This window comes from Duganella caerulea, assembly GCF_040362985.1.
In the GTDB taxonomy this organism is placed as follows: Bacteria; Pseudomonadota; Gammaproteobacteria; order Burkholderiales; family Burkholderiaceae_D; genus Rugamonas; species Rugamonas vulcania.
The window spans coordinates 584,169-609,191 of record NZ_BPWJ01000001.1 but is presented as its reverse complement, the minus strand read 5'-3'; the positions used below and the strand labels follow the sequence as shown (position 1 = coordinate 609,191).

The window sequence follows — 25,023 nt, the reverse complement described above, 5'->3', positions numbered from 1 at the left end:
CGACGTCGAGAATGAAGCCTGCAGCCCACAGTCCCTTGCCATCGCTCCGCTCGCAAATCTACACGCTGGTCTGGGCGTGCGCTTTGCCGGCGGTGGTGGGCATCGGGCTGCTGGCCCATCACTTCTACGAGCGCGAGCGCACGCAGATCCAGCAGGAATCGCTGATCACCGCGCGAGCGCTGATCCAGGCGGTCGACCGCGATCTCAACACCGGCATGACCGTGGCGCTGGCGCTGGCCAATTCGCCCAGCCTCGACAACGGCGACCTCGCCGCATTCCACGCCCAAGCCAGCAAGGCGCTGCGTCCCGAATTCCCCGGATTTAACTTCGTCCTGAGCGACCGCGACTCGGTCCAGTTGCTCAACACGGTGCGTCCGTTCGGCCCGAGCACGCCGGATCCCGCCAGCCTTGAGCGCATCAGAAAGGTGTTCGATACCGGCCGGACCGTGATCTCCGACGTGTTCATCGGCGGCGTTCTCAAGCGGCCGCTGGTCGCGGTGCACGTGCCGGTGGTCCGGGAGGGTAAGGTGATCTACTGCCTGTCGGTCGCCTTCGTGCCCGAGCGCCTGGGCATGATACTGAAGGAGCAGCGCCTGCCCGTCGGCCGGGTGGCAGGAATTTTCGATTCGCGCGGCGTGATCGTGGCGCGCACGCGCGACCCGGATAAATTTGTCGGCCAGCCCGGTTCCCCGGCGCTTGTGGCCAGCATGGCGGGCGGCGGCGAAGCGGCCATCGAGTCGGTGACGTTGGACGGCACGCCGGTGTATTCGATGTACAGCCATTCCAAGGCGTCCGGCTGGGCGGTGTCGATCGGCGTGCCGCGCAGCGAAGTGCTGTCGGAGATGGTCGCGTCGATCCGCTGGATCGTGCTGTTCCTGGCCGCGTTGCTCGGCTTGGGCGTTGCGGCCGCATGGTACCTGGCGCGCCGCATCGACGGTTCGGTGAGTGCATTGGCTTACGCGGCCAGTGCGCTGGGCAAGAACGAAGATATGCGACTGGATCAGGTGCGGCCGGCGTTCCGCGAAGCCGACGACGCCATCCGCACCTTGCGGTCGGTGGAGTCCGAACTCCAGCAGTACCGGCATCGGCTTGAAAGCGTGATCGAAGAGCGTACCTTGCAGCTGCAGTCGGCGCAGCGGGAGGCCATCGACAAGGAGCTGCGCACCCGCACCGTGATGGACAACGTCGGCGACGGCATCGTCACCATCAACGGGGACGGCGTCATCGAATCGTTCAACCGCGCGGCCTGCGGCATTTTCGGCTACACGCCCGAGGAAGCGATAGGCGCCAACATCACAAGCATGATGCCCGAGTCCTTGCGTGGCGCGCACCAGGCGGGCATGGCGCGCTATCTCTCCGGGGGAGCGCCCACGGTGGTGGGCAGGAACAGCGTCGAACTGCTTGGGTTGCGCAAGGATGGCACGACGTTCGTGCTGGAGCTGTCGATACGGGCCTTGTTCGTGGAGGGCCATCATCTGTTTGTCGGCATTGTGCGCGACGTCACGGAGCGCAAGCGGGCGGAGAAGGATCTGCGGCTGGCGATGGAGCAAGTGCAGGTCGCCAGCGCGGCCAAGGATGTCTTTGTGGCGAACATGAGCCACGAACTGCGCACGCCGATGAATGCGGTGCTGGGCATGGCGCACCTGCTCAGCACCACGGGTCTGTCGCCGGAGCAGGCGCGCTATCTGGAGATGATACGGGGATCCGGCCAAACGTTGCTCGGCATCCTGAACGACATCCTCGATTTTTCCAAGATCGGAGCGGGGAAAATCGAAGTGCATCCGGTGCGCTTCCAACTGGACGAGGTGCTGCATTCGGTGGCCAGCATCATGAGTGTTTCGGTCGGCGATCGCAACCTGGAGCTGTGCGTGGGCGTGGAGCCGGACGTGCCGCGCGCGCTGATCGGCGATGCGCTGCGGCTCCAGCAGATCCTGGTCAACCTGACCGGCAACGCGATCAAGTTTACCGAGCACGGCGAAGTGTCGCTGCTGGTGGAACGCGGGGACGACGAAGGCACGCTGCGCTTCACGGTGCGCGACACCGGCATCGGCATGAGCGGCGAGCAGCTGGGGCGCTTGTTCTCGCCGTTCACGCAGGCCGACCTGTCCACCACGCGCCGTTTCGGCGGCACCGGCCTGGGACTGACCATTTCCAAGGACTTGATCGAGCTGCTGGGCGGCTCCATTGAAGTCAGTAGCACGGCCGGGGAGGGCAGCGCCTTCTCCTTCACACTGCCGTTGAAGCGGACCGGCGAAGGCGAGGGCGCGCAGCCCGGCCAGCGCAGGCATCTGCTGGTGGTGGACGACAATCCGACCAGCCGCTCCTTCCTGTCCAAGGCGATCCAGGCTTGGGACTGGACTTGCGACGTCGCGGCTTCTGGGCCGGAAGCGCTGGCGTTGATACGCGTCGGTCACGCCTACGATGCGGCGCTGGTCGACTGGCAGATGCCGGGCATGGATGGCCCGGAGGTCATACGTGCGGTGCGGGAGGAATTTGGCAAGCCGGTGATCTGCATGGTCAATGCCTACGGCCGCAGCAAGCTGGTTCAGGACACGGATGGCGTCAGCGCGCCGGTATTCCTCACCAAGCCGGTCACCTCGTCCAGTCTGCACGATGCGGTGCAGACCGCGCTGGCGCACAGCGACAACGATGCCGCCACCGGGCCGGTCGCCGACGACCAGCAGGCGCTGCGCGGCGCGCGCATACTGCTGGTGGAGGACAATCCGATCAACCAGCAAGTGGCGAAAGGCATACTGGAACAGGTGGAGGCCGTGGTGACGGTAGCGGAAAACGGCGAGCATTCCCTCGCGCTGCTGCGCGGCGGCCTGCAATGCGACCTGGTGCTGATGGACGTGCAGATGCCGGTCATGGACGGCTACACCGCGACCCGCGCGATACGCGACGAGCTGCGATTGACGATGCCGGTGATCGCGATGACGGCCGGCGTGATGGAGTCCGAGCGTGAGCAGTGCATCGCCGCCGGCATGGATGATTTCATCGGCAAGCCGGTGGACGTGGAGCAGATGTTCACCACCATCGCGAAGCACCTGCGTCCCGCAGCGGCCTAGAAGAAGGTGTTGATCGCTCGCTGTACGCGGTAGTCGTCGTCGACCACCAGCATCAGCGGCCATTTGTCGAACGTGGTGCAGGGGTGCGAGATGCCGCAGCCTATCAGGTCGCCGACCTCCAGCCCGATCGCGTGGTCCGCCGGCAGCCGCAGGTACGCGTGCTGGTCGTTCATCTTCTCGATGCGGCATCCGTCCGGCAGCGCGGCGGGCGTGCCGGCGCCGGGACGGTGCGAGACCAGCGCACGCGGCAGCTCCATGTCGTAGGAGGCGTCGCGCTTGCCCATGCCGAGTATCGCCAGCCTCGGCTCAGGCCGCGACAACACCATGCTCCACACTTCCAGCGCGGGCCGCAGGCCCTGGCCCGGCGCCAGGCCTTCGCGTGCGTTCAGCTGTTCGATCAGGCCATGATAGAAGCCGTGGTCGTTGGTCAGGTAGCAGCCGCTGCGCAGCACCGGCAGCACGGGGCGCGACAAATCCTTCACCTGCGCGAAGCTGCTGGCGACGAAGTCGAAGTACGCGGAACCGCCCGCCGACAGCAGGATTTCATCGCGCTTGAACAGCTGCTCGGCATCGGCCTGGCGCAGCAGGTCGGAGAGCTGGGTGACGAACTGGCGGACTTCTTCGTGATCCTTGTTTCGGTCCGGGCCGACCAGCAGGCCCTCGTAGCCCTCGATGCCGGCCAGCTCCAGACCCGGCGCGGCAGCTATTTCGCGTGCCAGCGCAAGGGCGTCTTCCATGCTGCGGCAGCCGGCGCGCTTGCCGGCGAGGCCCAGTTCCACCAGCAGCGGCAAGCTTCGCTTCATGCCGGCTTGTTGTGCCGCCTGCGACAGGCGTGCGACGCCGGCGCTGGAATCCACCAGGGCGAAGAATTCGAATGTGGGATCGTCGCGCATCAGCGTCAGCATGGACCGGATGTCGGCAGGCGCCACCAGCTGGTTCGCCAGCAGAACGCGGCGCACGCCGTAGCGGTAGGCGACCTGCGCCTGGGCCGCCGTCGCCAACGTCATGCCCCAGGCGCCGTTCGTCAACTGGGCGTCGAACAGCTGGGGGCTCATGGTGGTCTTGCCGTGCGGTGCCAGCTGCACGCCGTATTGCTCGCAGAAGCCGTGCATCCAGCGCAGATTGTGCTCCAGCGAGGAAGCCTTCAGCAGCGCGACGGGAAAGCTGGTGTCGGCATTCAGCACGTTCCACTGGCGGGCGCCGATGTCGCCCTGGCGCAGCGGTGCGGTGATCGGCAGCCCCTTGATGCCGGGCTGCAGCAGTTGATTGACCAGTTCCAGCATGGCGGCGGTGCGTGTCAAGTGTGGCTCCTTTGTTCGAAAGATCGGATGGCGGCGCCCAGCGCCTGCAGGCGGTCGCGCCGCAGCATGCCGTAGTTGTAGAAGCCGACGTGGCGTATGCCCATGTCCCGCAAGCCTTCCAGCGCCGCCGGCAGTTGCGCGCCGTCGGCCAGGTCCGGTGGTCCTGGGCGCAGGATGGCGCGTATGCGGTCCGGCGTGCCGATGCGGCGGATGCAATCCCAGGCGTCGCTGCGGATCGCGGCGGCATCGGTCTCGTAGAACGGAATCTCGAGCCAGTCGGCCACGCCGGCCAGCGCGCGCAGGTCGGTGCCTTCGAGCCAGCTTTGCGCGGTCGGACGCTGCACGGTTGCCACCACGGCCAGCTGCACCTGCGCCGGCATGGCGGCGCGGATGGCGGCGACCAGCTGCGTCACGCGCCGTTGCCGCAGGCGGTTCAGCGCGGCCAGGTCGACGTCCTCCAGCAGGTCGGCGGCCAGCCACGCGGCGGCCTGGCTGGGCGTGGCGTCGATTGGGGCGTCGAGATAGCTGTCGATGTTCTGGCGGACGCGGTTGCGCAGGCCGTCCATGTCGATGTCCGCCGCCTTGCCGGCGGCCATGCAGGCGTCGCAGAAGCATAGGCCAAGCATGGAGTCGAGCCAGAGGTTGCCACGCACCTGGGCGAATTCGTGGTGGTAGCCGTGGGCGTAGGGCAGCCAGCCTGGCGTTTCGATCACCACGCTGGCGACGCCGCGCGTGGCCACGTCGGCGCTCAGCGCGACCGCGTAGTCGAAGACCGGCTGATGCATCGGGCAAAGGCTGTACAGGTAGCCGTCGCCGTGGGCGTTTCGGGCTGTGTATTCGGGGTGCGCCGCGCCGAGGCGGCTGTTGTGCAGCAGGACCGTCCAGGCGTGTACCGCGACGCCGCCGTTGGCGACCACTTTGGGCAGCACCTGGCGCAGCGCGGGGTCGGAATGAGCTTGCGGCTTGATCTCGCCGTAACGCGCCAGCTCGGGTTCGAAGTAGACCACGCCGTCCTCCGGGAAGACGACGCGCGGGCCACTGGCCGCGTGCGGACGCAGGAATTTGCCGGCGTGGTAGCTCACGGCCAGCGTTGCGCCGTTCATGCCCAGGGCGCGGGCCTGGTCCACAAAACGGTCCACGTCCGCGACATCCCACGGATAGCAATACAGCGAGGTGTTGTTCGGTGATTTCATGCGCGCCATTTTAGCCCAGTGCGTGCGGTCGCGGCGCATCTTCAATCCTGCGTTGAAGGTCATTCAAGGTTCGGGCCAATTATCAGGCGCCGCCTTCAGCGGGAGAATGGAATGGTTCGCACATTCTTTGGGAGTCAAGCATGAAAGATCAGACAGTGGTGGTGGTAGGGGGCTTGTCCGGCATCGGGCTGGCGGTGGCGCGACAGGCCGCTGCTGCCGGTGCGCGCGTGATCGCTGCCGGCCGCCGAACCGTGCCGGCGGACTGGCCGTCCGGTATCGAGGCGCGGCAGCTGGATGTGGAAGACGAGGCGGCGGTGCAGCGCTTCTTCGCCGATATCGGCGCATTCGATCATCTGGTGTCGACGGTTGGTCCGGTGATCGCCTCGAGCCGCCTGTCGGACCTGGAGGTGGAGGACGCGCAGGCGGCCTTCAACGTCAAGGTCTTTGGCCAGCTGCGGGTCGCTCGCCACGGTGCGCGGCTGATTCGTACCGGTGGTTCCATTGTGCTGACTTCCGGCCTGCTGGCGCGCAAGGCGGTGCCGGGCGCGGTGGTCAAGGCGAGCATGAATGCCGCCGTCGAGGCCATCGGCAAGACGCTGGCGAAGGAGCTGGCGCCGGTGCGCGTCAATGTCGTCAGTCCGGGAATGGTGGAAACCGGCATGTGGGGACCGATGTCCGAGGCGGAGCGCAAGGCGATGGCGGAGCGCGCGGGCGCGGGCCTGCCGGTTGGTCGGGTCGGGCAGGCCGATGACCTGGCCCAGGCTTACCTGATGCTGATGCAGAACGGTTTTATGACCGGAGCAGTCGTCGATGTCGACGGCGGCGGTTTGTTATAAGGAGATTCAAATTGAAGAAAACCTCGAGCGCGGCACCTCAACGCCGCCAATTCCTGACCCAGGCCGCCGGTGGCGCAGCCTTGCTGGCCGCCGGCCTGACGCAAGGCGTCCAGGCGCAGACTTCCGCACCGGCGACGGCCGCCGCTCCCGACTCCGCAGGCTTCTGGCCGAACGGTGCGCGGCTGGTGATCTCGATCTCCATGCAGTTCGAAGCGGGCGGCCAGCCGACCAAGGGCGCCGATAGTCCCTTCCCCAAGGTCGACTTCCCGGCCAGCGTGCCGTCGGATGCGGCGGCCAACACCTGGTTCGCCTACGGCTATCGCGAAGGCGTGCCGCGCATGCTGGACCTGTGGGACAAGCACGGCGTCAAGGTCACTTCGCACATGATTGGCGAGGCGGTGCGCCACCATCCGGCGCTGGCGAAGGAGATCGTCAAGCGTGGGCATGAAGCGTCGGGCCACGGACCGCGTTGGAGCTCGCAGTACGCAATGAGCCGCAAGGACGAAAAGGCCTTCCTGGTCGCCGGCCGCGACATGGTGCGGCAGGAGACCGGCGAAACAACGGTCGGCTATAACTGCAACTGGCTGCGGCGCGGTCCGAACACCTTGTCGCTGCTGCAGGAACTGGGCTTTATCTACCACATCGATGATGTCAGCCGCGACGAGCCGTTTATCGAACAGGTGAACGGCAAGGATTTCGTCGTCGTGCCGTACACGCTGCGGAACAACGATATCCTGCTGATCGAAGGCCGCAATTATTCGCCGCAGGCTTTCCTTGCGCAGATCAAGGGCGAGTTCGACCAGCTCTACGAGGAGGCCGGAACGCGCCGCCGCATGATGTCGATCAGCGCGCACGACCGCATCAGCGGCACGCCGCAGATGGTGAGGATCTGGGACGAGTTCCTGACCTACGCCCGCAGCAAGGCCGGCGTGGCTTTCATGCGCAAGGACGATATCGCCCGCTTTGCGCTGGCCAGTCCGCTGACGGTGCGCGAGAGCGAAACCATCTGAAAACCGCTCCTGTCGGTGCTATATTGAACGCTTCAAAGGCCGACAGGAGTACGCATGCTCACACGCCGCAGTTTTTTTCATGCAGCCGCCGGCGTTGCCGGTGGTTCGCTCATCTTGCCGCCGGCGCTGGCCGATCTGCCGCCCAGCGCCGAGGCGCAGCCCCGCAACGAGGCCTACTGGGCCAAGGTGGCCGCGCAATACGACCCGGCGCCGGATTTCATCAATCTGGAGCAGGGCTACTTTGGCATGATGGCGCGCCCGGTGGCCGAGGACTACAAACGCAATATCGACTACCTGAACGCGAACAATTCCCGCTTCCTGCGTCAGCAGTTCGACGGCGCGGGCATGGATGCGATACGGGTGCGGATCGCGGCGGCGGTTGGCGCCGACGTGTCGGAGATCGCCATCACGCGCGGCGCCACCGAATCGCTGCAAAACCTGATCGTCAACTACAAGCACGTGAAGGCCGGCGATACGATCATGTACGCCGACCTGGATTACGACGCCACCCAATATGCGATGAACGAGCTGGCGCTGCGGCGCGGCGCGGAGGTCGCCGTGGTGCGCGTCCCCGAGCCGCCCAGCCGCCAGGCCATCCTGGACGCCTACGCGGAGGCGATGCGGCGCCACCCGCGCACACGCTTGCTGCTGCTGACCCACATCAGCCATCGCACCGGGCTGGTGCTGCCGGTCGCCGAGCTGGTGGACATGGCGCGCCAGCGCGGCATCGATGTCATCGCGGACGCGGCGCAGTCATGGGGCCAGACCGATTTCATGGTGGCGGACCTGAAGGCGGACTTCATCGGCTTCAACCTGCACAAGTGGCTGGGCGCGCCGCTGGGTGTGGGCTTCATGTACATCCGCAAGGCGCGGTTGCCGGATATCGGTGTGCATATGTCCGACCAGGATTATGCGGCCACCGACATACGTTCCCGCGTCCATTCGGGCACGGTCAATTCGGCCAACACCATGACGGTGCCGGCGGCGTTCCGTTTCCATGAGCAGATCGGCGTGGTCAATAAATCGGCGCGGCTCAAGTACCTGCGCAGTTACTGGGTGGAGCGGGTGCGCGGCGTCAAGGGCCTGCAGATACTGACGCCGGACGATCCCGCCATGCACGGCGCCAGCACCTCATTCCGCTTCGACGGCAAGACCAGCAAGGAGGACAATCAGCGCCTGGCCAAGCGGCTGATGGACGAACATGGCATCTTCACCGTCTCCCGCAACGGCCCCGTGGGCGGCAGCTGCGTGCGCGTGACGCCGGCACTGTTCACCAGCCCAAGCCAGCTCGACCGGCTGGTGCAAGCCATCGAGGCCCTGAGCCGGGGTTGACCCGGCGCTGGGGCCGGCGCGGTTGCTCAGCGCCTCTACAGCGCCGCTATTCAGCACCGCCACTCGGCACCTTTATTCAGCGCTGGCGCTCAGGACTCCGCCGCGCGCAGTGCCCGGCCATCACGGGCGCTGACTTGCTCGGCGGCGGCTTTGCCGGCCAGGAAGGCGTGGTCGGAGTTGTAGTACTCCCATTCGCTGTAGCGGCCCGCCAGCAGGATGTCGTATTGCGCCAGCCATTCGCGGATGGTCGCCACGCTCTGCGTGCGCGCGTGGTCGTACACCACGTAGGCGTAGGGCAGGTCGAGCTGGTTGGCCGCCAGCACCCGGTCTTGCGGCGTGAGGAAGCCGACGCGGATGCAATCAGCCACGCAGCGTTCGATCAGCGCGTCGCCGGTGACCGGGAGCGGTTTGGTCGGCGAATAGGATATCTCGCAGGTGAAGCCGAAGCCGCCCGGCGCGTTGCAGTGCGGGCTGGCGTTCCCCTGCACGAAGATGCGGTGGAATATGGTGTCTTCCGGGTAATAGATCCAGTGCTTGTCGGTCAGGTTCGGACGATCGACGCCGATGTTGACGCAGCGGACCGACACATGGCGCAGCTGCGCGGCGGCCCGCCGCACCGCTTCAGGCGCGGCCCTGCCGGCCAGGCGCACCAGCTCGGGCAGCGGCATGGTGCTGATCAGCTGCTCGTAGCAGAGGCGGCGGCCGTCGGCCAGCACCACCGCGTGTTGTTGCGGCAGTAGCTCGACCACGTCGGCGTCCAGCTCGACCTTGCCGCGGATGTGCGGCAGGAAGGCCGTCATCAGCGCCTGGAAGCCACCCCGCAGCGGATAGCCGAAGCGGGCATTGGGTCCCATCGGCCGTGGCACCGGCCGCAGCGCGCCGTCGATGATCTCGCCCAGGTCCGGCTGAGGCACGCGGCCGCCCAGCCAGGAAGTCTCCATCTCGGTCAGCGGCACGGTCCACAGCTTGCGATTGTAGGGAATGGCGAAGTGGCGGGCGATGCCCGCGCCCCAGACCCGGTAAATAAATTCCTCGAAATTGGCCGGCTCAGCCGACACGGGCTCGGCGCACGCGGCGCCTGCTGCGACGTCGGTGGTGCCGTCGGCGCAGCAGTCCTCGGGGGGCGGCGCATCGTTGGCGGCCGGCGTGCCGCGGCGCGCTTCGATCGCGCCGAGCAGGCATTCCTTGATCACGTCCGGCGGCAGTCCGTACAAGGCGCCCTGGAACGGATAGCGGGTGTAGACCTGCTTGCTGTAGATCCAGGCTTCGCGCATCTGCCAGTGCTGGTTGTCGCCCAGGAGCTGGTCGTACAGCTTGAGCACGTAGGGATCGTTGGAGAACATGATATGGCCCGCATGATCGAAGGTGAAGCCCCGGTCTTCGATCGAACGGCACCAGCCGCCAACGGTGGCATGCCTTTCCAGCAGCACCGTGTCCGCGCCCAGGTGGTAGGCGGCGGAGAGGCCGGTGGGGCCGGCGCCGACGATCACGCAGCCGATGCGCGCGGACCGCCGCAGCGGATTGACGCTGGCGCCGCCGGATGCGACCGCTTCGGCGCCTGCGGCCGGCTTGGCGTTGGCGGCCTTGGCGCCGCCCGGAGGCGTTGCGGCGAGCAGCGCGCGCATTTGTTCAGCGGTGGCCTGCCACGATGTCTGCTCGACGATGGCCCGCATGCGTTGCGCCATGGCCGCGCGCTGCGCCGGCGTCTGCGCCAGTGCCGCCGCGCAGGCGGCGATGAAGCCTGCATGGTCGCGGCCAATGGCGACCACATCGCCGTAGGGCTGTTCGACATCATGAATCGCCGTGCTGACGATGGACAGCTCGGCCGCCATGTATTCCAGCACCTTGGTCGGGCTGATGTAGCGGGTCGACTGGTTCAGCGCGAACGGCAGCAGGCACACGTCCCAGCCGGCCAGGAAGTGCGGCAAGGCCTGGTAGGGCTGCATGCCGAGATAGTGGATGTTGGGCCGTTGCGGCAGCGAAGCCGGGTCGATCTTGATCACCGGGCCGACGACCACCAGTTGCCAGTCGGGCCAGGCATCGGCCAGCTCTCCCAGCAATTCGGCGTCGAAACGTTCGTCGATCACGCCATAGTAACCCAGGCGCGGATGGGGGATGTCAGCGTGCAGCGGGTGGCCGTTGCCTCGGTCCAGCGCCTGCTGGAAGTGCACGGCGTCCACGCTGCTGGGGAAGCAGTGGACGTTGTCGTGCCGCTGGCGCTTGGCCTCGTACAGGCTGGGGCCACCGGTGAACACCAGGTCGGCGATCTTCAGCAGTGCCGTCTCGCGCTGCGCCAGCTGGCGCGGCGGGTTGCGGAAGGCGGACAGCTCGTCCATGCAGTCGTACACCACCAGGCTGGGGGACAGCGTTTGCAGCAGCGGCAGCGCCATCGGCGTGTAGAACCACGCGATCAGCGGTTCGTCCGCCGGCAGTTGCGCGGCCAGCAGCGGCTGCAGCAGCCGGATCTGGTCGTCGTGGAAGCCCGGCGCCGACAGCGGCGTGTGCGGCTGGCATACCGTGACGTTCGGCGCCGGCGTCGATGTGCGCAGGTGACTGGGGCCTTCGTGTCGCACCGGCTCCTCGACGAACAGGATGTGGTAGTACTCGGCCAGCCGGGACATCAGCTGTTGCGGGCGTTGGTAGACAAAATCCCAGCGCAGGTGGCTGAAGACGATGATGGTCGGCATGGCGCTCTCCCTTTTTGTTGGTGGTGTATCGGCGGAGGTGTCGGCGGTGCGACACAGGTGATCGGTCAGCTGGATGGACTGGTGCAGGGCGGTGGCGTACGGCGCCACCAGCCGGCGCGCCAGCGGATCGGGTCCGTCCCGGTCCAGGTCCCACAGGCCGCTGCGGTGCCAATGGTCCGCGTGCTCCCAGTCCGGGCGGTCGATGGCGGGATAGATGCAGACGCCGCGCAGGTCGGCGCCGTGCTGCGCGGCCAGCGCCGCTTGTTCGGCGATCTGGCGTATCCACGCGCCGCGTCCGCTGCCGACGTGGCTGGTTTCGGCCAGCAGCAGCGGCCTGTCGTAGCGCTGCCCCAGTTCCAGCAGCAGGCGGTACAGCGGCATGCGGCGCGCTTCGCCCAGGTGCCACCACAGGCGAAGGTTGGTGCCGCTTTCCCACTGGTTGCTGTGGTAGTAGTTGGCGCCGACCAGGTCGAGATAGTCCGGCGCGCCGCCCAGCTCCGGCTCGATTCGGCCGCACAGCATGTCCCACGCCTCGAATTGCGCGGCGCGCCAGCCGCCCGCCTGCGCCGCCCAGTCCGGCCGGTGCTCGGGCGCGATCACGTGGATCAGCGGATCGCAGGCCAGGATGCGGGCGCCCGGCGTGACGGAGCGCACGGCGTCGCAGCCGGCGATCTGCGCGCGCACCAGCTGGCGCTTGCCCACGCTGCCGGCTTGCGGATGGTCCATGCCGTCGAAGCGGAACATGTGGGTCGACAGGCCCCAGCTGGTGAACGAGATTTCGTTGATCAACGAGTAGACCGGCTCCGGGCCGGCGCTGGGCGCCAGGCACTCCGCAAGCGCGCGGCAATAACGGGCGAAGCGCGGCACGAAGTCCGGCCCGAACAGGTCGACGTCGGGCGGCCAGCCGTAGTGGAAGAAGGTCCAGCTGATCTGCAGCCCCAGTTCCCGCGCGGCGGCGACGCGATGCAGCACGGTGCTGAAGTCGAAGCGGCCGGCGCGCTCGCACAGGCGCCAGCCGGCCGATTCGCGCACGGTGCGGATGCCGAACTGGGCCAGCTGCCCGTAGTCTTCGCGCACGCGCCGCAGGTGGTCCGTGGAGCGGTTCATGTCCAGCGCGACGCCGGCGTGGTTGACGTGGTCGGCGCCTTCATAGCCGGCTTGCCAGTAGCTGGCGAACGGTGGTGCGGCGGAATTCATCGCGCAGGCCTCCAGACGTAAAATTGAAGCGAGCCCCGCCGTTGCAGGCGAAGCTCAGGAAAATGGGTCCGGCAATGCTACCAACGTTCTGTTTAAATTTCAGTTCGATACCCGATGGAATTGAACGCCGTTGGCCGCCGCAAGCTTGCTACCATAGGCGTGTCATGTTGCAGATGGAGGCGCTTTATGAGCCGCTTTGAATATCCGCGTCCGCAACTGGTGCGCGATGCGTGGCAGTCGCTGAACGGCCCCTGGGAGTTCACGTATGACGATCAACGCCGCTACAGCCAGGCGGCCGACGATATCGAATGGCCGCTGACGATCGAAGTGCCGTTCGCGCCGGAGGCTGCCGCCAGCGGGCTGGGGGACCAGTCCTTCCATTCGGTCTGCTGGTACCGCCGCAAGTTCAAGCTGGCCACGCGCTCGCCCCGCACGCGGCTGCATTTCGGCGCGGTCGACTATCGCGCGCGGGTGTGGGTCAACGGCATGCTGGTGGCGGAGCACGAGGGCGGCCACACGCCGTTCTCGACCGACATCAGCGACGTGCTGCTGGACGGGCCGGAACAGACCGTGGTGGTGCAGGCCGAGGACGATCCGGCCGACCTGGCCAAGCCGCGCGGCAAGCAGGATTGGCAGCTGGAGCCGCACTCGATCTGGTATCCGCGCACCACCGGCATCTGGCAAAGCGTGTGGCTGGAGCCGCTGCCGGCGACCTACATCGCGGCGCTGCGCTGGACGCCGGTGTTCGACGGCTACGAGATCGGCTGCGAGGTGCTGGTGGGCGGCGACGTGCGCGCCGACCTGTCGGTGGAGGTGCGGGTGACGCACGACGGCACGCTGCTGGCGGCCGACCGCTACCTGCTGGTCGGCCAGGAGGCCAACCGCAAGATCATGCTGTCCGATCCCGGCATCGACGATTCACGCAACGATTTGCTGTGGAGCCCGGAGAGCCCGACGCTGCTCGACGCCGAGCTGACGCTGTGCTGCGGCGACCAGGTGATCGACCGCGTGCGGTCCTACACGGCGATGCGCTCGGTGGCGATCAACCGCGACCGCTTCATGCTCAACGGCCGCCCGTATCCGCTGCGGCTGGTGCTGGACCAGGGCTACTGGCCGGAGACGCTGATGACGGCGCCTTCGGACGACGCGCTGCGGCGCGACGTGGAACTGGCCAAGGCCATGGGCTTCAACGGCGTGCGCAAGCACCAGAAGATCGAGGATCCGCGCTACCTGTACTGGGCTGACCGCCTGGGGTTGCTGGTGTGGGAGGAGATGCCGTCGGCCTACGCCTTCAGCGCCCGCGCCATCACGCGGTTGCTGAAGGAATGGACCGAGGCGATCGAACGTGATTACAGCCATCCGTGCCTGATCGTGTGGGTTGCGTTCAACGAGTCGTGGGGCGTGCCCAATTTGACGGCGATGCAGGCACATCGCAACGCGGTCGAAGCCTTGTACCACCTGACGCGCATGCTCGACTCGACGCGGCCGGTGATCGGCAACGACGGCTGGGAAGCCTCGGCCACGGACATCCTCGGCATCCACGATTACGACGCCGATCCGGACAGGCTGCGTCAGCGCTACGAGGTCAGCGACCCGGTGCGCACCTTGTTCGACCAGCGCCGTCCGGGCGGCCGCATCCTGACGCTGGACGGGTTTCCGCATCGCGGCCAGCCCATCGTGTTGACGGAATTCGGCGGAGTCGCCTACGACCCGCAGGCGGGCGGGCGCACCACTTGGGGCTACGCGCGCGCCGCCGACGCGCCATCGTTCATGGCGCATTACCGGGCGTTGTTGAAGGCGGTCTCGGAGACCAGCATGTTCAGCGGCTTTTGCTACACGCAGTTCGCCGACACCTTCCAGGAGACCAACGGGCTGCTGACGGCGGACCGCACGCCCAAGGTCCCGCTGGAACAGATCCACGCCGCCACCCGCAACGCGCCGATATGACGCGCGGGCGGGGGCGGCGCGCGATCGTCAGGCCGTTGCGGCCACGGCGTTTTTCTGACGTATCCAGTAACCCGCGCCCAGCACCGCCAGCCACACGGGGATCAGGTAGACCGACAATTGCAGGTCCGGCGTCAGGTACATCACGGCCAGGATGCCGGCCAGGAAGGCCAGGCACAGATAGTTGGTCAGTGGGTAGCCCAGGCTGCGGAAGGCGGTGGCCTGGCCGTCGGCCTTCTTCTGCGCGCGGAAGCGCAGGTGGATCCAGCTGATCATGCCCCAATTGATGATCAGTGCCGACACCACAAGGCCCATCAGGAAGCCGAAGGCCTTGCCCGGCATGAAGTAGTTGACGACCACGCAGATGCCGGTCGCCAGGGCCGAGACGCCGAGCGCCGCCAGCGGCACGCCGCGCTGGTTCACCTTCAACAGCAGGCGCGGCGCGTTGCCTTGCCTGGCCAGGCCGTACAGCATGCGGGTGTTGGAATACACGCCGCTGTTATACACCGACAGCGCGGCCGTCAGCACCACGGCGTTCAACGCGTGCGCCACCAGGTTGCTGTTCAGCGCGTGGAAGATCAGCACGAACGGGCTGCCGCCGGTGACGACTTTCTCCCACGGGTACAGCGACAGCAGGATGCCCAGCGCGCCGATGTAGAAAATCAGGATGCGGTAGATGGCCTGGTTGGTGGCCTTGGGGATGGTGCGCGACGGATCGTCCGCCTCGGCGGCGGTGATGCCGATCAGTTCCAGTCCACCGAAGGAGAACATGATCACGGCCATCGCCATCACCAGGCCGCTGATCCCGTTCGGGAAGAAGCCGCCGTGCTGCCACAGGTTGGCCACGGTGGCCTGCGGGCCGGCGTCGCCGGAGATCAGCAGGTAGGCGCCGAACACGATCATGCCGACGATGGCTGCCACCTTGATGATGGCGAACCAGAACTCCATCTCGCCGAAGGCCTTGACGTTGGCCAGGCTGATGGCGTTGATGACGACGAAGAAGGCCAGCGCCGACATCCAGGTCGGGATCGCGGGCCACCAGTACTGGACGTAGATGCCGACCGCCGACAGCTCGGCCATGCTGACCAGCACGTATAAGACCCAGTAATTCCAGCCCGACAGGAAGCCGGCCAGATGGCCGCAGTACTTGTCGGCGAAGTAGCTGAACGAGCCGGCGACCGGTTCGTCGACCACCATCTCGCCCAACTGGCGCATGATGAAGAAGGCGATCAGGCCGGCCACGCCGTAGCCGAGCAGCACCGACGGCCCGGCCATCTGGATGGTCTGCGCAATGCCGAGGAACAGGCCGGTGCCGATGGCGCCGCCCAGCGCGATCAGCTGGATATGCCGGCTCTTCAGGCCGCGTTTGAGTTCATTCTTCCCATCAGCCATCGAATCCCCTAGGGTGGTAAGCAAAGACGACGATTCTAATGCAAAAGCGCGCCTGCGCTACATCAATTTCTGCTAGCGGCGGGGCGAGTAGGCCATGCATTCGACTTCGACCTCGCCCCCCAGCGCCAGGCCGTTGGCGCCGAACGCGCTGCGCGCCGGCAGGCGTTCAGGTTTGAAGTAGCTGGCGTAGACCTTGTTGAAGTCGGCCCACTTGGCCATGTCCGCGATCATGATGGTGCACTTGACCACGTCGTCCATGGTCAGGTGGAAGCCCTTGAGGATGGCCGCGATATTGTCCATCGCCTGCCGCGACTGGGCGTCGAAGCCCTTGACCAGCCCATTCGGCCCGGTGCCCAGTTGACCGGAGACGAACACGTAGTCGCCCGCGCGCACCGCCAGCGAGAACGGGCGCCCCGGCTCGTTGCCCTTGTTGTAGAAGTCGATACCCGAGGCGGCGCCGGAGGCGCACAAGGCCAGCATGCAGGCCAGCTTGGTCAGGTGTGTACGTGTCATGGCAATCTCCTTTATGGCCTGCGTTGACGCACGGACTGCGCTTGCTACAGAAACTTGGTCTTCTTCAGGTATTTTTCCACATCCCGATAGCTGTCGTCGCTGCCGGAATAGCGCACCAGGTTGCGGGCGGTCTTGAGCCATTCCACGGTCGACGGCTGCATCAGGTCCAGCGCGTAGGCCATGTCCGCCGGGCCGATGGGGCGCTCCGGATTGCCGGCCAGGATGTCGTGCAGCGTGCTTTCCTTGGCCAGGTCGATCAGGCCATCGATGTCCGCGCCCGAATAGTGCGGCGTCGCTGCCACCAGCGCCGGCACGTCGATGCCTTCGACCGGGATGTCGCGCAGCTTGATGTCGATGATGTGGCGGCGCGCTTCCTCGTCCGGCGGCGGGACGAACAGCTGCCGGGCGAAGCGGCCGGTGCGCTTCATCGCCTGGTCCACGTCCCACGGCATGTTGGTGGCGGCCAGGAACAGCACATCGCGGTTGTCGCGCTCAAAGCCGTCCAGCTGCGACAGGAACTCGTTGACGATGGTGCGGCTATGTTCACTCTGTGCCTTGGAGCGCGAGAATGCCAGCGCATCCAGCTCGTCGAAAAACAGCACGCACGGTTTCTGGGCGCGGGCCTTTTCAAACAGTTGTGCCAGATTGCGTTCGCTCTCGCCCATCCACATGTTGAGCACCTCGCTGATGCCGACCGAGACGAAGGAGGCGTTGCATTCGCTGGCGATGGCGCGCGCGATCATGGTCTTGCCGCAGCCGGGAGGCCCGTACAGCAGGATGCCGCCGCCACCGCTTTTCTTGAACTTGGCGAACAGGCCGGGGCGCAGGAAGGGTTCGATGATGTGCAGGCGCAGCGTCTTCTTCAGCTCCTCCATGCCGCCGACGTCGGCGAAGCGGACCTGTTGCGGCGACTGGGGACGCAGCGCGGCGACGTTCTGCGCTGGCCGCACCAGCGACAGCGCCGGCGCCGATGCCGGCTGCGCGCGCTGGGCCAGGTGTTCCAGCGCTTCGATCGGTTCAAAGCCGGTGTGCTGGCGCGCGGCCACGTAGGCGACCAGCGCCTCGCCTTCGCGCTTGAGCGCCAGCAGCGCCTGGGCCTTGCCGCTGAGAGTATCGGCGTCGATGCGCTGGCGCTCGGCCAGCTCGAACTGGGTCAGCGCGGCCTGGGCGTCGCCGCCGTCGAGCAGCAGGTGCGCATAGGCGAGGCGGTGCCCCAGGTTGAAGGGATCGGTGACGAGGGCGGATTCGAGTTCTTCGCGTTTCAGTGCCATGCTGTTTAAAGTCCTGCGCGGCGTTTCAGCCAACGCGTCAAGAGGGGAGGATAGAGCCAGGAATAGGCGCAATATCCGAGGATGGTCCAGGTGGCGATGCCGGCGATGGTGGGCGCGTCCTTGCGGATCAGGTTCATCGCCAGCAGGGTGATGAAATAGAACGCGGCCGACGCGCCCCAGCCCCAGCGATTCAGCGGCCATAAGGGTAGCATGCTCCAGTGGCTCAGCGCTTCCAGCTTGACCACCAGCTCCAGGATCTCGGTGGAGTGCGGGTAAAGGTGCAGCAGTTCGATCGCGATGCGCTTGGCGGCGCGATATTGCCCGCGGCTCACCAGGTGGCTGACCAGCATGCGCGCTGTGGTCTGGCTGTCCGGGTGGCCGCGCATCAGGTTCGCCAGGCTTGCGGCTTCGGCGCCACGGCGGCCGTCGATGATGTCGCCGATCAGGCAGGCGGTCAGCGCGAGTTCGTCCTCCGGGTCCAGCCGCAGCGCTTCGCGCGCCAGTTCCTTGGCCTTGTCGATATGGAGCGTGCGGTACATCAGCATCGCGTAGCGGGCGTACTGGAAGGCTTCTTCGGGATATTCGCGCAGAAGTTCGATGATGAGAAGCTCGGCCCGTTCCAGTTCCTCGCTGTCTTCGAGCACATTGATCAACAGGGAGCGGGCGCCGTAGTGCAGCGGCTCCCGCGCAAGGATGGCATGCAGCGTCTGGCGCGCGGCCTCCTTGTCGTCGGTCAGGTAGTCGATGTGGGCGGAGGCGAACAGCAGCTGGCTGTCCTCGGGATACTGCTGCAGCGCTTCGGACAGCGTGGTGCGCGCCTGCGGGTAGCGCCGGCGTTCGATCAGGCCATTGAGCTGGATGGCGTAGTCGCGGGGAGAGAGTACGGTTGTATCGCTCATGCGGTATTCCTGAGCAGCAGGGCGGCCAAGCCCACGGTGGCGGCGTAACCGAGCACCGAGCTGGCGATGGCGGGTATCCACGGCGAGGGCGCTTTGCTGTCGAACAGCGTGGCCGAGCGGTGCTGTTTTTTATGCAGCAGGTAGAACATGCCGCACAGCGCCAGCGCAAGGCCGCGCGACAGGAAGCGGGTGGCGTCGCTGCCCAGTTGTTCCCGCAGCCACCCGAAGTAGGCCACATCGCCGCGCGTGCCGTAGATCAGCAATACGAACAGGATCACGGCGATGAGGTAGGCCGGGACGTCCAGCGCGCGGCGCAGCCGCCACGAATTCAGCGTCGAATACAGGATGATGGCGGCGGGCCCGCCAATAAACGCAACGAAGAAGCTCGATCGGATCGAGTACAGCGAGACGGGAGGCGCCGAAGCGGACAGCGAAGGAGTAAGCAGGTGTTCGCGCATAAAGGTGATATAAAAAGCAATCACCTATGTTACCAAATTTCGCTGGGGTAGCCAGGGATTTGTGTCACGGGTATTCCGAAGCTGTTGATTAATTCTCACTTACAGTCATATGAAAATTGGGTACCATACGCGGCGCAAATGTCAGTATGCTTACGGTCTTTCGGATAGAAACGAAAAAACAAAGAGGAAAAGTTGAATGAGGCGGTTTTGTATTTTGCTGTTGGCGGCCCTGGCCTGGTGCGCGCAGGTTGGCGCGGCGGACCTTGCGCCACAAGGCTCGTTGGTGATTGTCGGTGGAGCGCTGCGGTCCGATAACGCGGTGGTGTGGCAGCGTATTGTGCAATTGGCCGGCGGCGTCGGCGCGCGTATCGCGGTGCTGCCGTCGGCGGCGGCGAATCCTGAGGGGTCCGGCGCCCACCTGGCTTCTTACCTGAATCGTTATGGCGCGTCTGCCTTCGTGGTGCCGTTGGCCGTGCGGCTGCCTGGTCGCGATTACCGTCGCGATGCCGAGGACGCGGCGCTGGCGCGCTCCATCCGCGAAGCCGGCGGCGTCTATTTTTGCGGCGGCGACCAGGCGCTGATCACGCAGGCCCTGGTGCGTCCGGACGGCAGCCGCAGCGCGGTGCTGGAGGCGATATGGGATGTCTACCGGCGCGGCGGCGTCATCGCCGGCACCAGCGCGGGCGCGGCGATCATGAGCAGCACCATGTTCGACAGCACCAGGTCCGTGTTCAGCACACTCGCCCAAGGCGTCAACGACGGGCGCGAACTGGCGCCGGGCCTTGGCTTTATCGGCAAGGACATCTTCGTCGACCAGCACCTGCTGGCGCGCGGACGTTTCGCCCGCATGCTGCCGGCCATGCTCAAGAAGGGCTACAAGCTGGGACTGGGCATCGACGAAAACACGGCGATGGTGATCAACGCGGCGCGCGATGTCGAGGTGCTTGGCTATCAGGGCGCGCTGCTGATGGACCTGTCGCAGGCGGCGGTCGACCCGGGCGCGAAGGACTTCAACATCTCGAATGTGCGCGTCAGTTACCTGGATCGCGGCGACCGCTATAACCTCACAAGCCGCCAGTTCACGCCATCGGCCGACAAGGTCGAGGGGGGCAAGCTCGATCCGCAAAAGCCCGCAACGAGAGCGCCGGTCTACACATCCGACATCCTCGGCCACAACGCCGTGCTCGTGCTGATGGAGAAGCTGATCGACAATTCGCAGACCGAGGCGACCGGCATCGCCACCGCCGGCCCGGGCGAGGCGCGGCAGGAGCTGGGGTTCGAGTTCCACTTCAGCCGTCTTGCGGACAGCATCGGCTACGCGTCCGCCACGACGGAAGGCTATTCGATACTCAACCTGCGGCTGGACGTACGGCCGCTGCAAATTACGCGTCCGTGGTACAAATAAGCCGCTTGTTTAGCGGCGGCGCTAAACAAGCGCCTATCAACACGGCATCCTGTTGACCGGTGCGGCGGCCAGCGCTATAACGTTGGATCGACCTCACAACCGGAAGCCGTATGTTCGCGACTAAAATGTTAGCAGCCGGCGCGCTCGCGCTGGCATCGACTCTTCCCGCCACCGCCGCGGAGCCGTCTTCTCCAGCTGCCGCCGTCGATGTCTTCATCGGCACCGGTGGCGACGGCCATACATTCCCCGGCGCGGCGCGGCCATTCGGCATGATCCAGCTGAGTCCCGACACGCAGGTGCGCCCGTTCCGCCAAAGCTACCCGTGGGCCGCCGGCTACCGCTACGAGGACGACAGCATATTGGGCTTCTCGCATACGCACTTCTCCGGCACCGGCCACTCGGATCTCGGCGACCTGCTGCTGATGCCCTACAGCGGCGAAACCAAGCTGGAACCAGGCTATCCGGAGCGCCCGTTCAGCGGCTACCGGTCGCGCTTCCGGCACCAGGACGAGCATGCGGAGCCTGGCTACTACGCCGTCAAGTTGATGGACAACGAAGTCGATGTCGAACTGACCGCCAGCGAGCGCGTTGGCCTGCACCGCTACCGCTACGCCAAGGGCGCTGCGGCGAAGGTGATCCTCGACCTGCGCAGCAGCATCTACGATTACAAGGCCAAGAACCTGTGGTCCCGTTTGCGGGTGCGCGACAACACGCTCATCACCGGCATGCGCGAGACGCGCGGCTGGGCTGCGGGCCGGCAGCTGTACTTCGCGGTCGCGTTCTCGCATCCGCTGACGTCGCGGGCGCTGCGCAACATGGAGGCGGACGTTGAATACAAAGGCTTCGCTGGTCCGGGCAGCGGCCCAGGCGACAAGGCCATGGTCGAGGGCAAGGCGCTGGTTGGTGCGCTGGACTTCGGCGTGCCGGCCGACGGCCAGCTTGAAGTGAAGGTGGCGATATCCGCCGTCAGCGAGGAGGGCGCCATCGCCAACTTGGGCGAGATGCCAGGCTGGGACTTCGATGCCGAGCGCGCCAAGGCATCGGCCGCATGGAACGAGGCGCTGGGCGCGGTGGCGATCGAGGCGGCGCCCGACATGCGCAAGATGGTCTACACGGCGCTGTACCACAGCATGCTGGCTCCCAGCCTGTTCATGGACCGCGACGGCCGCTATCGTGGGCCGGACAACGAGGTGCATCAGGCGCAGGGCTTCCGCTTCCACTCGACCTTCTCTTTGTGGGACACCTACCGCGCGCTGCATCCCTTGCTGACGCTGATCCAGCCGGAGCAGCGCAATGTGGACTTCGTGCGGTCGCTGATCGAATCGCAGAAGGTCAGCCCGTACGGCATCCTGCCGGTGTGGCAGTTCCACGGCCTGGAGACCTGGTGCATGATCGGCTACCACGCGGTGCCGGTGATCGCGGACGCCTACATGAAAGGCCTGAAGGGCTTCGACGCCGACGAGGCCATGAAAGCGATGACCAGCAGCGCTGAGTATGGCCCGTACGGCGGGCTTCAGTACTACATGAAGCTGGGCTACGTGCCCATCGACCTGGAGCCGGAAGCGGCGTCGAAGACGGTGGAATATGCCTTCGACGACTGGACCATCGCCCGTATGGCGGAGAAGATGGGCCGCAAGGATATCGCCGCGCGCTACTACAAGCGGGCGCAGAACTACCGCAACTCCTTCGATACCAAGACCGGCTTCTTGCGCGCGAAGAAGTCCGACGGCACCTTCCGCGAGCCGTTCGATCCTGTGCTGTCCAACTTCGGCAGCGATTACACCGAGGGCAGCGCGTGGCAGTATTCCTGGTATATGCCGCACGATAACGCGGGTCTGATCAAGATGCTGGGCGGCGATGCGGCCTTGCAGAACAAGATAGACATGATGTTCGACGCCAAGGTCGATGAGAAGGTCTACGCGCACATGGAGGACATCTCCGGCCTGATCGGCCACTACGCGCATGGCAACGAGCCGTCGCATCATGTGGCGTACCTGTACAACTTTGCGGGCGCGCCGTGGAAGACGCAGCAGCGTTTGACGCAGGTGGTGGCCTCCCAGTACAACACCACGCCGGCCGGCCTTTCCGGCAACGACGACCTGGGACAAATGTCGGCATGGCTGGCCTTTACTGCGCTGGGTTTCTATCCCGTCGCACCGGGCAGCAATGAATATGTGATCGGCCGCCCATTCGTCGACAAGGCCGTGATGAATCTGCCGAACGGTAAGGTCTTCACAATCCGCAGCGTGGGCCTGAGCGCGCAGAACATCTACGTTTCCGGCGTGACCTTGAACGGCAAGCCGCTGGCGCAGACCTTCCTGCGCCATGACCAGATCACCGCCGGCGGCGAGCTGGTTTTCACGATGTCCAGCAAGCCCGATTCCGCATGGGGCAAGGGCGCCGCCGCGCGTCCGTACACCCAGACCGCCTATTGATAGCCGCCGCCCTTCGGGCGGTTGATTGTCTGATAGCGCTATCATTACCGTACGGATTTTTCAAGCCCCAAATCCGGGGCGGTGCGCAATATCGTCCCAACGTCCCCGTATAACCACGTTTGCTGCGCTGCACCACTGATTATTCTTTACAAAAACTGATGAGCCGCTACACTGCATCACATGTTAGCGCTAACAAATCAGGAGCAAGTGTGAACAATAAAGCAGTGTATCGTTGGGTGGTCATGGGAGTGAGTGGCTGCGGGAAGAGTGAGATCGGCGCCCGGTTGGCCGCCGCGCTCGGATACCCGTTCTTGGAGGGCGACAGCTTTCACCCGGCGGAAAACGTCGCCAAGATGTCGGCCGGAATTCCGCTCAATGATGATGACCGCGCCGGCTGGCTGCTGACGTTGCAGGGCAAGATCCGGGAAGCAGCGCAGCGGGGCGAGGGGCTGGTGTTGTCCTGCTCGTCCCTCAAGCGCCGCTATCGCGACCTGCTGCGCGAGGGCGATCCGGACCTGCGCTTTGCCCATCTGATCGGCGAGCGGGACGTGATTGAGAGCCGCATGCAATCGCGCCCCGGTCATTACATGCCAACCAGCCTGCTCGACAGCCAGTTGCGCGACCTTGAACCTTTGCAGGCCGACGAAGCCGGCCTGCGCCTGGACCTGACCTTGCCGCCAGAGCAGCTGGTCAGCCTTATTTTGCAACACCCTTAGCCGCAGCAATAGCGGGCAATCCATAATCGAACTGGAGATAAAATGAAAACAGTCACTACAACAAAAATTCCGAAACGGCGTTGGGGCATAGGCGCCTTGCTGGGCGTCGGCGTGCTGATCAACTACATCGACCGCATCGGCCTGTCCGTGGCCGCGCCGCAGATCAAGGAGTTGTTCAACCTGACGCCGGTCGAACTGGGCCTGCTGTTCAGCGCCTTCGCCTGGTCCTACTCGCTGCTGCAAATCCCGGTCGGCATGGTGATGGACCGCTTCGGCCCAACCAAGGTTGGCCGCTGGGGCGCCTTCCTGTGGGGCCTGGCCGCGACCATCACCGCATTCTCCAGCGGCTTCGCGGGCATCTTCGCGGCGCGCATCCTGCTGGGCATCGCCGAAGCGCCGGCCTTCCCGGTCAGCGCCAAGGCCACCGGCTACTGGTTCCCGCGCAATGAGCGTGGCATGGCCACCGCCATCTTCGACGCCGCCGCCAAGTTCTCCAACGTGATCGGCGTGCCTTTGCTGGCGCTGACCATCGTCACCTTCGGCTGGCGCTGGGGCTTCGGCTTGACCGCTCTCCTGAGCTTCAGCTATTTCATCGCGTTCTTTGTACTGTACCGCGATCCAAGCGCCGATCCCAAGCTGAGCAAGCAGGAACTGCGCTACATCCAGGAAGGCGGCGCATCGCCGGAAGGCCCGTCCGAGGCGGGCGCGCTCAACATGCTGGGCTACCTGCTGAGCAAATCCAAGATCTGGGGCCTGACCATCGGCTTCGCGGCCTACGGCTACTCGTTCTACCTGTTCCTGACCTGGCTGCCAGGCTACCTGGTGCAGACCATGCACATGAGCATACTGAAGTCGGCGGGCTTTGCCGCGATACCGTGGGCGGTGGCGACCGTGGCCGACCTGTTCGTCGGCGGCTGGCTGATCGATCACCTGATCTCGCGTGGCAAGAACGAATCGCTGGTGCGCAAGGCCGTGCTGGTGTGCGGCATGACGCTGGGCCTGGCCGTGTTCGGCGCCACGCAGACCACCGATCCGGTCTGGGCCATCTTCTGGATCTCGATCGCGCTGGGCGGCCTGGCTTCGGCGGCGCCGGTGGGCTGGTCGCTGCCATCGCTGATCGCGCCGAAGGGCGGCGCCGGCACCATCGGCGGCATCATGAACTTCGCCAACAACCTGATGGGCGCGGCGGCTCCCATCGTGACCGGCATGATCGTCGGCGCCACCAACTCGTTCACCAACGCCTTCATGGTGGCCGGCGTGATCCTGTTGATCGGCATCGTCTCCTTCGTCTTCGTCCTCGGCAAGATCGAACCGATACCCGATCCCGAACCGCGCGGCCTCAAGCAGCCGGCGTGATACCGACCTA

General features: G+C 65.7%; 17 protein-coding genes. 9 read left to right on the top strand and 8 right to left on the bottom strand.

The annotated features are described in order from the left end of the window. The first annotated feature begins 35 nt into the window (after nt 1–35). Complete coding sequence (locus ACUJB0_RS02610) at nt 36–3,068, top strand: response regulator (protein ID WP_444843854.1); 3,033 nt, start codon at nt 36–38, stop codon at nt 3,066–3,068. On the opposite strand, the gene ACUJB0_RS02605 is transcribed toward ACUJB0_RS02610, so the two are convergent. Continuing rightward, complete coding sequence (locus tag ACUJB0_RS02605; protein ID WP_444843853.1) at nt 3,065–4,369, bottom strand: amino acid deaminase; 1,305 nt, start codon at nt 4,367–4,369, stop codon at nt 3,065–3,067. The two genes, ACUJB0_RS02610 and ACUJB0_RS02605, sit on opposite strands and share 4 nt — an antisense overlap. Continuing rightward, nucleotides 4,366–5,625, bottom strand: a complete 1,260-nt coding sequence (locus ACUJB0_RS02600; RefSeq protein WP_444843852.1) for a hypothetical protein — start codon at nt 5,623–5,625, stop codon at nt 4,366–4,368. The genes ACUJB0_RS02605 and ACUJB0_RS02600 overlap by 4 nt, the downstream gene beginning before the upstream one ends. A gap of 77 nt (nt 5,626–5,702) precedes the next feature. On the opposite strand from ACUJB0_RS02600, the gene ACUJB0_RS02595 reads away from it, so the two are divergent. From ACUJB0_RS02595 to ACUJB0_RS02585, 3 genes are read left to right on the top strand one after another with little or no spacing between them, the layout of a single operon-like run. Further along, entirely contained in the window at nt 5,703–6,398 is a 696-nt protein-coding gene (locus tag ACUJB0_RS02595; protein WP_444843851.1) for an SDR family oxidoreductase, read from the top strand. A gap of 11 nt (nt 6,399–6,409) precedes the next feature. Further along, entirely contained in the window at nt 6,410–7,408 is a 999-nt protein-coding gene (locus ACUJB0_RS02590; protein WP_444843850.1) for a polysaccharide deacetylase family protein, read from the top strand. A 54-nt stretch (nt 7,409–7,462) separates the two neighbouring features. Next, entirely contained in the window at nt 7,463–8,740 is a 1,278-nt protein-coding gene (locus tag ACUJB0_RS02585) for an aminotransferase class V-fold PLP-dependent enzyme (protein ID WP_444843849.1), read from the top strand. Nucleotides 8,741–8,829: 89 nt separating this feature from the next. On the opposite strand, the gene ACUJB0_RS02580 is transcribed toward ACUJB0_RS02585, so the two are convergent. Continuing rightward, the gene (locus ACUJB0_RS02580; protein WP_444843848.1) at nt 8,830–12,624 is read right to left on the bottom strand and encodes an NAD(P)-binding protein; all 3,795 of its coding nucleotides are present in this window, start codon (nt 12,622–12,624) and stop codon (nt 8,830–8,832) included. 186 nt (nt 12,625–12,810) lie between these two features. Here ACUJB0_RS02580 and ACUJB0_RS02575 point away from each other — a divergent pair, with 186 nt between their 5' ends. Further along, nucleotides 12,811–14,571, top strand: a complete 1,761-nt coding sequence (locus ACUJB0_RS02575; RefSeq protein ID WP_444843847.1) for a glycoside hydrolase family 2 protein — start codon at nt 12,811–12,813, stop codon at nt 14,569–14,571. A gap of 27 nt (nt 14,572–14,598) precedes the next feature. On the opposite strand, the gene ACUJB0_RS02570 is transcribed toward ACUJB0_RS02575, so the two are convergent. From ACUJB0_RS02570 to ACUJB0_RS02550, 5 genes are all read right to left on the bottom strand, one after another. After that, nucleotides 14,599–15,960, bottom strand: coding sequence for an amino acid permease (locus tag ACUJB0_RS02570; RefSeq protein ID WP_444843846.1), 1,362 nt, complete (start codon nt 15,958–15,960; stop codon nt 14,599–14,601). Between the two features lie 72 nt (nt 15,961–16,032). After that, the gene (locus ACUJB0_RS02565; protein ID WP_444843845.1) at nt 16,033–16,473 is read right to left on the bottom strand and encodes a RidA family protein; all 441 of its coding nucleotides are present in this window, start codon (nt 16,471–16,473) and stop codon (nt 16,033–16,035) included. 44 nt (nt 16,474–16,517) lie between these two features. After that, nucleotides 16,518–17,744: an ATP-binding protein gene (locus tag ACUJB0_RS02560; RefSeq protein ID WP_161096675.1), complete on the bottom strand. Its 1,227-nt coding sequence runs from the start codon at nt 17,742–17,744 to the stop codon at nt 16,518–16,520. 5 nt (nt 17,745–17,749) lie between these two features. Next, nucleotides 17,750–18,643: a tetratricopeptide repeat protein gene (locus ACUJB0_RS02555; protein ID WP_444843844.1), complete on the bottom strand. Its 894-nt coding sequence runs from the start codon at nt 18,641–18,643 to the stop codon at nt 17,750–17,752. Continuing rightward, nucleotides 18,640–19,101 (bottom strand): hypothetical protein, encoded by a 462-nt coding sequence (locus tag ACUJB0_RS02550; protein ID WP_444843843.1) that lies wholly within the window; start codon nt 19,099–19,101, stop codon nt 18,640–18,642. Before ACUJB0_RS02550 ends, ACUJB0_RS02555 begins: the two co-directional genes overlap by 4 nt. Before the next feature lie 196 nt (nt 19,102–19,297). Here ACUJB0_RS02550 and ACUJB0_RS02545 point away from each other — a divergent pair, with 196 nt between their 5' ends. The 4 genes from ACUJB0_RS02545 (at nt 19,298) to ACUJB0_RS02530 (ending at nt 25,013) form a co-directional block, all read left to right on the top strand. Then, nucleotides 19,298–20,506: a cyanophycinase gene (locus tag ACUJB0_RS02545; protein ID WP_444843842.1), complete on the top strand. Its 1,209-nt coding sequence runs from the start codon at nt 19,298–19,300 to the stop codon at nt 20,504–20,506. A 110-nt stretch (nt 20,507–20,616) separates the two neighbouring features. Beyond that, nucleotides 20,617–22,941, top strand: a complete 2,325-nt coding sequence (locus tag ACUJB0_RS02540; protein ID WP_444843841.1) for a GH92 family glycosyl hydrolase — start codon at nt 20,617–20,619, stop codon at nt 22,939–22,941. Between the two features lie 242 nt (nt 22,942–23,183). Continuing rightward, nucleotides 23,184–23,657: a gluconokinase gene (locus ACUJB0_RS02535; RefSeq protein ID WP_444844222.1), complete on the top strand. Its 474-nt coding sequence runs from the start codon at nt 23,184–23,186 to the stop codon at nt 23,655–23,657. Between the two features lie 42 nt (nt 23,658–23,699). Beyond that, nucleotides 23,700–25,013: an MFS transporter gene (locus tag ACUJB0_RS02530; protein WP_444843840.1), complete on the top strand. Its 1,314-nt coding sequence runs from the start codon at nt 23,700–23,702 to the stop codon at nt 25,011–25,013. The last annotated feature ends 10 nt before the right edge of the window (nt 25,014–25,023 follow it).

Excerpts from the sequence above, each read along its gene's own strand:
- ACUJB0_RS02600 (WP_444843852.1), bottom strand. The coding sequence starts at position 5,625 with ATGACCTTCAACGCAGGATTGAAGATGCGCCGCGACCGCACGCACTGG.
- ACUJB0_RS02595 (WP_444843851.1), top strand. The coding sequence starts at position 5,703 with ATGAAAGATCAGACAGTGGTGGTGGTAGGGGGCTTGTCCGGCATCGGG.
- ACUJB0_RS02585 (WP_444843849.1), top strand. The coding sequence starts at position 7,463 with ATGCTCACACGCCGCAGTTTTTTTCATGCAGCCGCCGGCGTTGCCGGT.
- ACUJB0_RS02580 (WP_444843848.1), bottom strand. The coding sequence starts at position 12,624 with ATGAATTCCGCCGCACCACCGTTCGCCAGCTACTGGCAAGCCGGCTAT.
- ACUJB0_RS02575 (WP_444843847.1), top strand. The coding sequence starts at position 12,811 with ATGAGCCGCTTTGAATATCCGCGTCCGCAACTGGTGCGCGATGCGTGG.
- ACUJB0_RS02570 (WP_444843846.1), bottom strand. The coding sequence starts at position 15,960 with ATGGCTGATGGGAAGAATGAACTCAAACGCGGCCTGAAGAGCCGGCAT.
- ACUJB0_RS02565 (WP_444843845.1), bottom strand. The coding sequence starts at position 16,473 with ATGACACGTACACACCTGACCAAGCTGGCCTGCATGCTGGCCTTGTGC.
- ACUJB0_RS02560 (WP_161096675.1), bottom strand. The coding sequence starts at position 17,744 with ATGGCACTGAAACGCGAAGAACTCGAATCCGCCCTCGTCACCGATCCC.
- ACUJB0_RS02555 (WP_444843844.1), bottom strand. The coding sequence starts at position 18,643 with ATGAGCGATACAACCGTACTCTCTCCCCGCGACTACGCCATCCAGCTC.
- ACUJB0_RS02550 (WP_444843843.1), bottom strand. The coding sequence starts at position 19,101 with ATGCGCGAACACCTGCTTACTCCTTCGCTGTCCGCTTCGGCGCCTCCC.
- ACUJB0_RS02545 (WP_444843842.1), top strand. The coding sequence starts at position 19,298 with ATGAGGCGGTTTTGTATTTTGCTGTTGGCGGCCCTGGCCTGGTGCGCG.
- ACUJB0_RS02540 (WP_444843841.1), top strand. The coding sequence starts at position 20,617 with ATGTTCGCGACTAAAATGTTAGCAGCCGGCGCGCTCGCGCTGGCATCG.
- ACUJB0_RS02535 (WP_444844222.1), top strand. The coding sequence starts at position 23,184 with ATGGGAGTGAGTGGCTGCGGGAAGAGTGAGATCGGCGCCCGGTTGGCC.
- ACUJB0_RS02530 (WP_444843840.1), top strand. The coding sequence starts at position 23,700 with ATGAAAACAGTCACTACAACAAAAATTCCGAAACGGCGTTGGGGCATA.